The following is a 12,955-nucleotide window of genomic DNA, read 5'->3' on the forward strand; positions in this document are numbered from 1 at the left end:
GATGGTGTTATACTGGTAGTCTATGCTTTTGATTATAAGAAGTGTTGTACAGCACTACTTAAGTTTTTTATGGAAGAATCTTTGCCTATCACAATTTTGATAAGTGTAATTGATGCTGATAGTGCGTTCCTTTAACATTTTTATGACTTACGCAAAAATTGCCCAAAAGCTTAATTTTTTGAACCGCCAAGACGCCTTCGCGCAGCGTCTCGCAGAGAAGAACGTCAAGAATTCGTAGAGTGTGCGTAAGTCCTAATTTTAATATTTACCTGGAATTAAGAGGTTGTTTAAAAAGTATTTCACTGTATTGGGTGGGAAGTGGGAAATATGAGATAAAAAGCGAGGGAATATTACTCCCTCGCATGACAAAATCGCTACAGTTTAACTAATGAATGTTGAATCTAAGCTATAGTCATTTATTAGTTAAACGACACTAGCAGAAAAAACGAAATCATTTGCCGTGAGGCTAGTTGATGTAATTCCCAGCAATGAAGCCAACTCTGTATTTCCAGTTTTCACAATAGTGTCACTACCCTGTTGCAACAGTGTTAAAGCACTAAACTGATTAACACCAATACCGCCCAGCCCGATTTTATCAATGCCGATCGCAAAATCAGTCACAATATTCTTGCTAGTTGGCAGACTGGCGTTAGCAATCCAGAATTGATCGACTCCAGTACCACCACTGAGGCGATCGCCACCCTGTTGACCAGCAAATAGCACATCATCACCATCGCCACCAAATAGAGAGTCATTGACACTGGAGAAGAGTTTGTCATCACCAGAACCACCGTAGAGACGGTTATTGCTACCTTGACTCTTGAGAGTGTCGTTACCTGAGCCACCGAAGGATAATTGACGCGAGCCTTCAACAACTGTCAAAGTATCATTACCTGCTGCCCCAAGTAAATTATTAGTACCATTGGCTTCCACTACGGTAACTTCATCATCACCAGCACCACCATTAGCACTAGTGTTATTAACAGGGCTATTTGCGCCAATTAAGACTTGATCGTTACCGTCTCCCGTGGACACTGAGGAGTCACCGCCGACCACCACTGTGTCATCACCTTTGCCAGTCACAATTGTGTTACCTTTAGTACCCTCTACAAAATCTGCTCCGTCACCTGTGAGTAAGGTTTGATTGGGCTGAACGGTAATATCATTGCTAGTAGTGGAGCCAAATTTAATTTCTTCAGCTTGAGGTTGACCTAAGCCAGGAGCAAGGTTAAGGGGCTTCTCTAACTTCAGTTCTAGAATCTCATTGTTGTCTATAACTGGATTTTCAGGATCGTTCCCAGGACGACCGATAGAGAAGGGGTAGTTGTTGTCATTAGCTACCAAAATGGTATTTTTGTCAACAACTAAAACATTTTCAATTGTTTGAAAGGGGAAGTCAAAGTTAGTTTTGCCATCTCCATTCAGGTCTTTAGGGTCTTGGATGTTTAACAAGTCTGCAACTTCTTCTTTCGCTACATAGCCATGAGAATCTGTTTTAGACAAGTCTACTTTGTAGATTCTCTTAAATTTAGCCGCAGCCCCTTGATTGTTATCCCGTTCAATGACTAGGTACTCATTATCATTAATGACTGCTAAATCCCCGATGGAATTTGACGGATTATCCAATCTGTAGTAACGTAACTGCTCGCTGTATTTGTGGCTGGCTAAATCAAATTCGTTAATCCGCAAAGCACCAGGAGTATCACCTTGAACAGTACCTTCTAGGAGGAAATAAAGCTTGGTTTTGCTGGCGTTAATTGCTCCACCTTCAAAACCTTTGGAGCTAGCCAAGTTAGCAAAAGCATCTCCTGAAAGTACATCGGGGTTTTGTGGCGATCGCACCACATTATACTGAGGATCATCTCTGAGTTGATCCCGTACTTTATCCCCAATATCTGGGAAATCTGTAAATAGCGCATCTACACCTAATTGATAGAACTGCTGAATTTCTAGCTCTAGCTTGCCTTTGTAATCTGCTGCTAAGTATTGATCTTCCGCCCGGAAGGTGTAAGGATGAACCTGCAAACCAGCGTTGTGAGCATCTTGAATTAAGGTAGTTGGAGGTAACGTTGTCTGATCAGCCTCATTTACTACCCCATCCCCATTCACATCATCAGCTTTGCCATCGCCATTGGCATCAGTACCTTTGACGCTAACAATCATCCGCTTCCAAGGGCCAATGCCATCAGCATAAGTAGCAACTTCAGCTAAACCTTCTGGAGTTCGCAAATCGCCATAAGTGCGAGTGTCACCACTGACTTTCAAATCATAAGGCTGACTCTCGATAATCTTGCCGTTGATGTCAATGTCACTGGCATCTAGAAGTTGGACAAGTGGAATATCTACCCCTGCCGCAGGCATAATGCGATCGTGCAGTTCTTTGAGGTTACTCACTTCAAAGGACTGAATGAAGATGCGACTTGGGTCAGTAAAGTTATTTGCCTTCAGCGCATCAATGAGTAACTGACTGGTGTTTCTGTTTATTTTTTCCGTAGTGCCTACATAGGTGGCTTCATCAGCAAAATAGGTCGGATGCTTAGTTTCCGGGTAAATGCCAATCTTTTTACCTGTCTTGGCTTCCACATCCTTAACCAAATCGATGATTTCTGTGAAGGTAGGAATCTCAAATTTATCATCGAAGGAATGATCGCGGAAAGGTAAACGTTCTTCTGCGCGTAAGGTCTTGATTTCAGCTAAGGTGAAGTCTTCAGCAAACCAACCTGTAATTGTGTTTCCATCTAAACTTACCGTTTTTTTGCGATCGGCAAACTCTGGATGTTTGTAAACATTTGTGGTTGTGTTGTTGAAATTGACAGTGCCATCAGCATTTAAAACTGCTAAAGCTGGCTCATGGCGAGCAATTAGCACACCATCTTTTGTCACAACCAAGTCAGGCTCAATGAAGTCAGCGCCTCGCTCAATTGCTTGCTTATAAGACTCTAAAGTATGTTCTGGACGATAGCCAGCTGCACCTCTGTGACCAATAACTTTAGGTGCTTCTCCATCTAACGTTTTGAATTGGTCGGGTGTAGCAATGGGAGCCTCTAATAACTTACCAGTGGCATCAAAATGCAGCAAGTAGGGGCCAAACTCGTCTCCAACCCAGATTGTCCCGTTTTTATCAAAGACGAATGACTCTACATCAAAGTCTGCACCAGTCAGTAATCTTCCAGTAGTTCCCTCATTCACAATTTTGAAAGGAACTTTATTGTTAGGGTCAGACAGTTGGATGTAATCTAAAACTTTAACACTGCCATCTCCATTTTCTGTTCCCTTAAAATTTGGGTCTAGACGATTGATTCGCAGTAAAAAATCTGCACTATTATCTTTGCTACCGTAACCATTATCTGACAGGAAGTAGAAAGAGTTACTATTAGCGAATTGTACACCACTGAAGCCTTGAATTGGCTGTCCTGGGAAAGGGCCCGTTCTGCCATTGGCTGAGATTTCCTTACCAGAAGCTGGGCCATCACTAAAGGTATCAGCGGGTAAAGAGGCAAAGCCTACTAACTTAGTTGCCATAATTAGAATGTTTTTTGGTAATTTTGACTTAACTGGATTACAAGCTATTCAAGTTTTCTCATTGCATTAGTTGTGGGAAAAATAACTTATGTCCTCCCGCTAAAAACCGGAATTACGGGTAAATTGGAGAATTACAAAAATATAGTTCGGGCAAGTCCGTTAAGTCCGATTTTGTCTGAACGCCGAGAATACATTTGCAAAACGTATTTTCTCAGAGTTATTGAAAGCTTGAGAACTGATAATGTAATGTCAACTACTAATCTGTGTTAATGAGTCAGGAGTGTGGAAGACTGAGATTTAGAATTTTAATCTGTCGATAGTAGTTATGAGAAAACTTAGCTAGCAATAAAGATGTTTTCATGAAAAGATTAAGAGAAGAATAAATTAAACAGAAGAAGTGATTAAAATCCACTCGCATCCAAAAATAATATTTCTTAAAGTTTGTAAATTTAATTTCTAAAAATGATATAGCAATCCGAATCCGCTTGGTTTAAGACTAAAAATGTTATCAAAGTCAAGTTTTAACGTAGACGCGGAGCGGCTTCCCGCAGGGTACCGCAGAGGCACGGAGGACGCAGAGAGAAGAAAGAAATACTTAACTGAACTGTATTCAGGACTTACGCACAGCTAACGGAAAATCGAACCACAGAGGCGCAGAGGTCACAGAGAAATGAGAGTTTGAGAGATATTTTGCGTAAGTCTTATGTATTGATAGTAATTCTAAATGAGTTGTAAGAAAACTCATCCCCCGATGCTTTGGAGGGACTACAGGGGGGTTGCAACAATTTGCAATTTCCACGAATGATTTAGGACTGCTATACACTAAATATTTATGCTTTGAGAACTAAACTATTTCTGATAATTCTCAAAAGATAAAACTTGAATTTTTGCAGTTTTAATTGGTTAGCGATCGCATCATTTTTACAGTTACTTGTAAGGCAATACGCTTGGGATGACGCTAGGCGAATCAAACTAAGTACAGCATTTCATTAATTCGTAGCGAATTAAATTTGGCAATACCTTGCAATGCCAATGCATCTCCATACATTGTTAATGCGTCTCTTTACAATGCCAATGCATCTCCATACATTGTTTATGCGTCTCTTTACAATGCCAATGCATCTCCATACATTGTTTATGCGTCTCTTTACAATGCCAATGCATCCCGATACATTGTTTATGCGTCTCTTTACAATGCCAATGCATCCCGATACATTGTTTATGCGTCTCCTTACAATGCCAATGCATCGGAATGCGTTATAAAACGCTACACTTTTACGCAAAACTGTACTAAGGCACGACACTAGCAGAGAAAACGAAGTCATTTGCAGTCAAGCTAGTTGAGGTAATTCCCAGCAATGAAACCAACTCTGTATTTCCGGTTTTCACCAGAGTCGTACTACCCTGTTGCAATAAGGTTAAAGCACTAAACTGAGTAACGCCAACACCGCCAAGCCCGATTTTATCAATCCCGACTGTAAAATCAGTAATAATGTTCTTGCTAGTTGGCAAACTGGCGTTAGCAATCCAGAATTGATCAGCACCAGCACCACCACTGAGGCGATCGCCACCTCCTTGACCAGCAAATAGCGCATCATCACCATCGCCACCAAACAGGAAATCATTGAGATTAGAGAAGAGTTTGTCATCACCATCACCACCGTAGAGACGGTTATTGCTACCGCCACTACTGAGGGTATCGTTACCTGAGCCACCAAATAATGATTGACGAGAACCTTCAATTACTGTGAGAGTATCATTACCTGCCGCCCCAAACAAATTATTACTAGCACTAGCTTCTACTACGGTAATAACATCATTACCATTGCCACCATCGGCATTGGTATTTTGAGCCGGGCCATTTTGACCAATAAATATCTGATCATTACCGTCATTCCCGGATACTGAAGAGTTACTGCTTGCAAGCACTGTGTCATCACCGTTTCCAGCCAGGATTGTGTTACCTTGAGCGCCTTCTACAAAGTCTGCCCCATCACCTGCATTAAAGAATTGTCCTGGCTGAAGATTGACAGTATCGCTGTTACTAGAACCAAAACCGTTGGGGAAAGTAGGCTGTACACCTGTCAGGTTATTGGGTAATTCGAGAATGCCGAGTTTTTCAGCAGCCGTATTACCCGTAACGTTAAAGTCGTTGTCGTTAATTAAAGCTAGAGTATTGGGTGCTACCAGTGCCAAACCTTCTAATTTTTCTACTCCGGTATAACCTAACTGAGCAGCATTAGCGATTAGGTTCTTAGTGACAGGGGTAATATTGGCAGCAGCTAACTCAGCAGTGGTAAGTTGTTCAATGGTCTTACCAGCTGGCAAGGTAAAGTTAGCAGGGTTGTTGATGTTGGTCGCCCCGGCTAAATCAATTTGGTAAATTAGTTTATTACCAGCAGATGTAGCATTGTCGTCTCGCTCAACTACCGCAAATTTGCCGTTAGCCAAGGAGACTGCATCACCAATCTTATCGGTTCCTGGTAAACCTTGTAGGCGATATAAATACTCTCCTGTTACCTGCTTGCTGACAATATCAAACTCCAGAATTCGCAGGTTGAGAGAAGCTTTGGAAGTCGCATCATTAACGACATCGGGATTATCGATCGCACTCTGAATAAAGGCATATAATTTATTACCTTCCAGCGCTACAGCTTCAAATCCCCGGTTATTGCGGCGTTGGGCATAAACTGCTGGCAATACTTCTGTGCCAAAAGTTCCAGCTGGTTGATCTGGATTGGGTGCTGTGGCAGTTCCTTGGGGAATAAAGCGGTCAATCAGTTTACCATTAACATCAAAGTGGTAAATTGCCGGACGGTATTCATCTACCATCCAGTAATCTCCATTTTTTGCAACTACAATCCCTTCTAAGTCTGCACCCAAAGGATCGTTCGCTAGGGGTTGGTTGTCTAAGTCCACGGCAATTTCATCTGTGTAGGCGGTACCATTTGCCCCAGCTTGCAAATTAGGCAATCCAGTTAATGGCGTCGTCCCATCTTGGCGAAATAGCTTTGTTCTGTTGATAATGTTGATTTCACCTGTGCTTCGGTTGAGTTCAAAGCTGACTACTTCTGGCTGGAAGTTCGGTAAGAAAAATGGTCTGTTTGAACCATTAGATTCTCCATTGGGGCCACGGTCTGTATTGGTGACAAATTTCAAGTTGCCATTTGCTGCAAAACCTTGGAAATACAACCCGGAGAAACCACCCAAGGAAATATCTTGACCTTTAGAGGTTGTTCCTAACTTAGGTAGGTCTTCAAATTCATAGATAGTCAGCTTGGGTTGAGCAACAGGATTGCGGGGATCGTAACTTGTGGTGTCAATATTTAGAGAATTGGGGAAGGCATTGGCTATATTCTCCCAAGGCACCAACTTAAAGTTAGAGTTAACGTTTTCACCATCGATTGTCTTAGCAGGTTCATTGGAACCATCTTGAGTAACAAATAAACCAAATGGGAAGTTAGGCCCCAGTGGTACGTTAATTACATCTGCACCGTCTGACTCTTGTACACTGTCAATTGACCCATTGTTACCAATAGCAAAGTTACCCACATATTCGTTATTGCCTTCACGGGTGTAGGCAACAAAGGTGCTATCGCCTTGGCTGGATGCTAGCAGATAACCTGTGCCGTTTTTGCCGTAGTAGATGGTCAACCCTTCTGCGTCATCGGTAATGTGAGAACCACCCTCAAAACGGACGCGATCAATCAGCTTGCCTGTTGTGCCACCATCTGGTTCTGCCTGGAATTTCCAGATGCCCACATCTTCTTGGGCTATGTAGAGAAAGCCGGTTTCTTGGTCAACCACCATACCCTCTGTTTGGGGAGAACGCCCTTCTGTGGTGGGTGAGGGAATGGTGAACTCCCGCACCAGTTCAGCGCCAATTTTGCCATTACCTTTGTCAATTAGTTTGAACTGGGCTATATCTCCAGTTTGGCGACGGCTGGTAAAGACATAGTAATCATTAGTTACGGGGCTACGGTATAAGGTAAGTCCGTAAGAACTGCGAGTTGATGCGGAATAGGGAGGTTCAAAAGGTGAGGCTTGGAAGATAGTGCCAATATTGCTATCGGTGATATCTTCCAAATAGTTCCCCTCAGCGCCAGGGTTGGGGTTAATTTTGAAGATTGCTAGTTTATCATTGCCGCGATCGCTAGCTACGGCAATATCAATAGATTGATTGCCTAATTTAAAACCGTATTGCAGGTCAATGTTGTTGTAGCGAATGCCACCGGGATTAAGCGTTTGTAACAAATTACCAGACAGGTCATAAACGCGCAGTCCAGCATTTTTTACTGAGGTTAGGACTAGACTATCAGCAGCATTTGTGGCATTAACATAGATGGCAGGGTCATCAGCATCAGCCCGTTGAGATGTGGAAAGCGCCGGATCATCAAATAAATTAGGACGAGTTTCTACTGTAGGTGCAGCAGTGGGAACTAAGTCTGCACCCAAGGTGAGGATTTGGGTAAATTGGGTGCTACCAAAGTTGTTGTCACTCACTAGCACAATCGACTGACGACCATCTGCTAGTTTGGGGCCGAAGGCAAGACCCTCAATGTTATCTACTCCAGTCGGGTGATTGGCATCAGTGGGTAGATTCAGGTCATTTAAATTTAACAAAAGACGCTTTTGAGCGGGTGCGATCGCTGCTAGTTGTTCAGCACTCAAATTATTCAGAGAATCGTAAAAACTAATATCAGTTGCACCTTGCAAAGAAACTTCGTAAATTTTGATGGTGTCGCCTACACCTTGGGCAAAGGAGCGTTCTAACGCAAGGAAAGTACCACGATTATCTATTGCCAATAAATCCGCTAAACCATTGTCAGCAGAGCCTGTGCTAGGGTTGGGCGCTTGAGCGATCGCATCGGTAATGTAAAGATATTCCTTTTCTGGCTGTCCAGTAACCAGATTGTATTGCAGAATCCGGGAAGGGCTACCACTGGTGAGTGAAGCTTTTAATCCATCTTGGGACAGGGCGTTTTCAGTAGCGGTGAATAGGGTTTTCTGGTCAGGTGTAATGGTGAGGCTTTCAAATGCCAGGTTATTGTAAACCCCTGATGTCTGCGTATCACCTGCATTTACAATACCATCGCCGTTGGTATCCTCAACTACTGGCAGAAATTTGCTGGGGACAAGTAGCGATCGCACTTCTTGCCCCGTTGTAAGCGAAAATTCCTTAATAAAGGGATTAGTAACCCGACCAGCAGTAGGATTGACTTCGCCCTCTGAAGAGATGAAGACTGTCCCATTATTGGTTAAAGCAATGCCTTCAGGGTCGAGACTGTTGGTTGCAAAAAAGTTGCCTTTGGTATCTTTCAGGGGCGTGACATTGGTAAAAGTCACCCCAGTATCAGCAGTGAAGGTATAAAAACGGGCAGGGGCAACTTGGGAGCGATCGTCTGAGATAGCGTAGTAGCGGTTATTAGCAGCATCATAAGTGACACCAGATAATCCACCTAATGGAGTAGAAACTCCATTCACAGTTCCCGCAGCACCAGCAGGAATAAAGCTAGTAACGAAGGTAGTCTGTCTTTCAAAGACCAGATTAGAAATGGTTTTACCTGCTTGAGTTGGTCTAGTTTGCACATCTGCGAATATCAAGCGATGGTCAGAACTGGGGAAGGGAAAAGTACCTACTGGGGAGAATGTCGGGTCAGTATTCAGCGGCCAAAATATTCCTGAGTTGGCAATTGTCAGGTCAGCGGAGGGTAGAACGTAATCAGTCCGCAGGTTTCCGGGAGTTGTATCAGCAAAGTCAGCAGTATCAAAGCTAGGATTACCTTTTTGGCTAGCATTTGCACCAGCTTGTAAGTTTGCTTGTTGGGGGCCACCAAGACTCGTAGGAATGACATTGGTATTGATGTTGGGATTTTGCAGCAGTTGCCGGATAGCGTTGTTATAACTGTCACCATCTACGGGGTCAGCATTTTGATCACCCATAATCACAAAGTCTGAACCAGCAACAATACCGCCCGTTTTACCGATATCATCATAGATGTAATCGCCTTTACCGGGAGTTATGTAATCTGCCCAAAAGCGGATCTCGTCATGGTTGCGCTTGCCGTTGCGGTCTTCCGGCCCATCAAAGGTTGGGGGTGTGGGGTGGCTGACGAGGACATGAATTGTTTCCCCATTCACCTGAATGGGTACATCCCAATGGCTCTTGGAGGAGAGGCGTAGAACTTTGAGTTCCTGGTCAGAATACCAATCATTTGGCTGTGGTGTTGTGAGATCATCGGGAAGCAAAGCATTGGGCATGTCCTTCCAGAGGAAGTTTTGGAAGGTGCGAATGTTTCCAGTGTCAATGGGATATTTGGACAGCAGCAACATCCCGTATTGACCAGGAAAATCACCGAATCCGAAGGCATCATCGCCATATCCTGATTTGCCTGGGGTTGTAACTACTGCGCCGTTGTTGTTCAAGTCAAACCCAGAAGCAATACCCGTGTTGGAAGGAGCGATGTAAAAGTAGGGGTAGTCAAGGGGAGTCGCACCGTTTTGGCTGATGGCTAAATAATTTTGCCGGAATAGTTTAACTGCCTCTTGGGAGTAGTCAAACTCATTAATTAGCAGCACATCCGGGTTGTTACGCTGGACTATTTCCGCAACAGCTTTTGCCTGAGCATTATCGGGGGTTGACAAATCGGTCACTAATTGACCTTGGGTGCTGCGGTTTAGGGAAGCATTAAATTGGGAAAAGCGGATTGTATTAGTAGTTACCATAAGTTAGTTCTGGAGTAGATTCAGAGTCCGTATCGATAATTAGTCTGTAAGCGATTTAGTAGTGCTGAGAAACGAACAGCATCAGAAGTCTGAGGGCTAGTACCGCAAGGCGGAAGTCAAAAGTCAAAAGTCAAAAGAAATACAGCGTAAACGTTTAGTTGATTTGAAATAGGTTGTTTATTTCCGCCGCGCTCTACTATTACTGATAATGTCAATGCCACATTCAAAATCCGAAACGTGGAGAAGTTGGAGTGTAAATGCCATTTTTATTGCCAGTAAAAGACCGTTAACTGTAAAGTGCATCTTTGCAGTTAGAGCGATGGCTATGCCAACACCCTCTGGTGCGTCCCCTACGCGTAGCTTACTTAACAGCAGGGGTACGGTGAAAGCAATATCAACATGAACAAGATAAAATACGTCTTCCAAACCACTATTTTTAGAACTTGTGAGAAGACAGCTACATAACTTTTTAGTATTAGTTCTTAATTGGGCACCCTCAAACTATCCCAGTTAGATTAAGAAACAGCTAGCAAAAGGTTAAGACAAAAAATAATTGCAGGTTTGGGGATGCTTTTGTCCCACAGCAATTATTCTCAGCGTGACACTCGCAATCACAGGCAGATTAGAAGTAATTTACCGCACATGATATTAATCAGCGGTTTTTGATCGGATTTAAATTAAGGTGCATAACAGCCCACCTTAATTTAAATCTGTATTTCAGTATTTCGGTTAGATATTAGCGAAAATTTTGAGGATTTAGACGAGCACCATTAGGCTGAGACTGACGACGAATTGCTACTCCACTCCGCAAATTGTTTCCGGTACCACCATCTTTGCGATCGAGGAAAGGTTTCAAATTAATCCCACTTCTAGATAAACTAACCCGATTATTACCACTGCCTAGAAGTGTGCGTCCTAAATTATATAATTCGTTGCCTCCACTACTGCGATCGCCATAAGTGTTAACGGCTATAGTCTGCTGTCCACTGTCAGCAGTAGTCAAGTTTTGGAAAACGCTATTGCGGATAACATAGGGGTCTTTCCCAGGCGGGACTGTCAACACAATTCTACAAGTTGGGTTAGCTTGAGTTGTAACGCAGACAATATTTTCGTTATTTTCTACAGCTGTCTGGAGTTCTTCTAAGCCATCTGGGCGATAAAGTTCTAAACGACTGGCAATTGCTGTACAACGCCTTTGTGCATCCCAACCACCGCCCAAAGCCGCAGGTGCCGCCCAAGGAAAGAATTGTCCGGATTGACTTTGTGGCTGATACATGACAGTATACTGGCCATTGTAAGTCTGACAGGTAAACCGAGTTGTACCGTCAGCTGAAGGTGGTATGCCTGTCGATGTATCTATTGGTACTGGTGCTGATGTGCCGCCTGATGGTACTGTTGGTACTACTACACCTTCGCCAGTAGAATCATATTGCGCCATTGCTGCGGAATTGCCCAGACACAAAGATAAGCCAAGACTGCCTAAAGATATAAATCGCAGCAGTTGTGATGACATAAATCATCCTCCAGTAGAAATAGGTAGGGAATCGATAGTTTAAATGACGAAATAATTTGTTTTTTGATTCATCAAAAATGCTATTTTTTTCCTCTCTTGCTTTTTTCTCTTCAAATAGCTTTTTCACTGTATTTGAATTTCTGCATGATGCCCCACTCCTTCATAGGCGTAAGCTTATAGCTACAAGAGTGAAAGTCAAAGATTTGCTCCCTTAGATAGCGTTCAATACTAGTTTTCCTGAACCAGTAAAACTGACTTCACGGGACGCTTGATAGGATTTCCCTCCAAATCAACTTTCCCGTAAAAGGTTTTGCCATTGTAATAAAGCGAAGACGAACTCCCTCCATCCAGATTCATCGCTTTATCAGCACCAAAGGTTTTCATCAAATCAGCTAATGCTGGCAAGGACACCCCAGAGTTCGCAGGAACTGAGGGTTTTTGAGCCACCATAACTAAAACAACGCTGCCATCACGCGTGATACCTACGGCAGTTCTGGCATTGGGTTGGTTGCTGCCAAGTGCATCTCGTTTATTGGCATTATCCACAAAGCCCTCTTTTACTAAGGTGAGTTCTGGTAACAGGCGTGGGCCTGCGCCTATAGCATCGACTAACTGACAACCTGCTGGTGGTGACTCACTGTGTACGGCAATCGAATAGCGGATAGTTTGCCCACATAAGTAGCGGCGAAATTCTGTGCGATTGAAAATTTGACTCAGGTAAGGTTTTAAGTTGGGATTGTTCACCAGCCGCTCGTTTTCCTTGGGGCTAGCTACTAACTTCCCTTGTATGACAATATATGATGTAGATTTTTTGTTGGCTGGGTCAAAAAAGCCTGCGTTCAAGATAGCTACGGCTTGATGCTTCTGGGCAAATTCCTCTACTGTGGCTACCTTCTCTGATAGTGCAGGAGTTACCAAAAATCTGCTATTAGCTGGAATTAACAGGATGTGAGCGATGCTTTGGGGCAAAGTGCGCTCAAAGTAGCGGATAGTTTTTGGTGGTGAAGATGTAACAGTCGGTATTGATGGTGTTGAGGAACGCAAATTAAACCATAACGCCATTGTCAAACTAATTAATATCAAACTCAGTAGTTTAATTTTTCTCACTTTTAAAGTCACTTGCGGTTAGCTAAAACAAAGTTAATTTAGTTGAAATACTTTAAGCTGAAAAATAAGAGATTAACTTGAATTAGA

5 protein-coding genes are annotated in these 12,955 nt (G+C 43.1%); all 5 read right to left on the minus strand.

What is annotated here, in order from left to right:
• Positions 1-423 precede the first annotated feature (423 nt).
• The 5 genes from V7K46_RS17975 to V7K46_RS17995 all read right to left on the minus strand — a co-directional run bounded on the left by V7K46_RS17975 (position 424) and on the right by V7K46_RS17995 (position 12,823).
• Entirely contained in the window at positions 424-3,522 is a 3,099-nt protein-coding gene (locus tag V7K46_RS17975) for an esterase-like activity of phytase family protein (protein ID WP_442939847.1), read from the minus strand.
• A 1,290-nt stretch (positions 3,523-4,812) separates the two neighbouring features.
• Positions 4,813-10,248 (minus strand): phytase, encoded by a 5,436-nt coding sequence (locus tag V7K46_RS17980; RefSeq protein ID WP_335115422.1) that lies wholly within the window; start codon positions 10,246-10,248, stop codon positions 4,813-4,815.
• Between the two features lie 177 nt (positions 10,249-10,425).
• Positions 10,426-10,674: a hypothetical protein gene (locus V7K46_RS17985; RefSeq protein WP_335115424.1), complete on the minus strand. Its 249-nt coding sequence runs from the start codon at positions 10,672-10,674 to the stop codon at positions 10,426-10,428.
• Between the two features lie 310 nt (positions 10,675-10,984).
• Positions 10,985-11,761: a COP23 domain-containing protein gene (locus tag V7K46_RS17990; RefSeq protein WP_335115426.1), complete on the minus strand. Its 777-nt coding sequence runs from the start codon at positions 11,759-11,761 to the stop codon at positions 10,985-10,987.
• Between the two features lie 228 nt (positions 11,762-11,989).
• Complete coding sequence (locus V7K46_RS17995) at positions 11,990-12,823, minus strand: phosphodiester glycosidase family protein (RefSeq protein WP_442939848.1); 834 nt, start codon at positions 12,821-12,823, stop codon at positions 11,990-11,992.
• Positions 12,824-12,955: the final 132 nt, after the last annotated feature.

The organism is Nostoc sp. (assembly GCF_036917395.1).
Taxonomy (GTDB): Bacteria; Cyanobacteriota; Cyanobacteriia; order Cyanobacteriales; family Nostocaceae; genus Nostoc.

Bases quoted from the DNA above. Each gene is read 5' to 3' on its own strand.
- V7K46_RS17975 (WP_442939847.1), bottom strand. From the start codon at position 3,522: ATGGCAACTAAGTTAGTAGGCTTTGCCTCTTTACCCGCTGATACCTTT.
- V7K46_RS17980 (WP_335115422.1), bottom strand. From the start codon at position 10,248: ATGGTAACTACTAATACAATCCGCTTTTCCCAATTTAATGCTTCCCTA.
- V7K46_RS17990 (WP_335115426.1), bottom strand. From the start codon at position 11,761: ATGTCATCACAACTGCTGCGATTTATATCTTTAGGCAGTCTTGGCTTA.
- V7K46_RS17995 (WP_442939848.1), bottom strand. From the start codon at position 12,823: ATGGCGTTATGGTTTAATTTGCGTTCCTCAACACCATCAATACCGACT.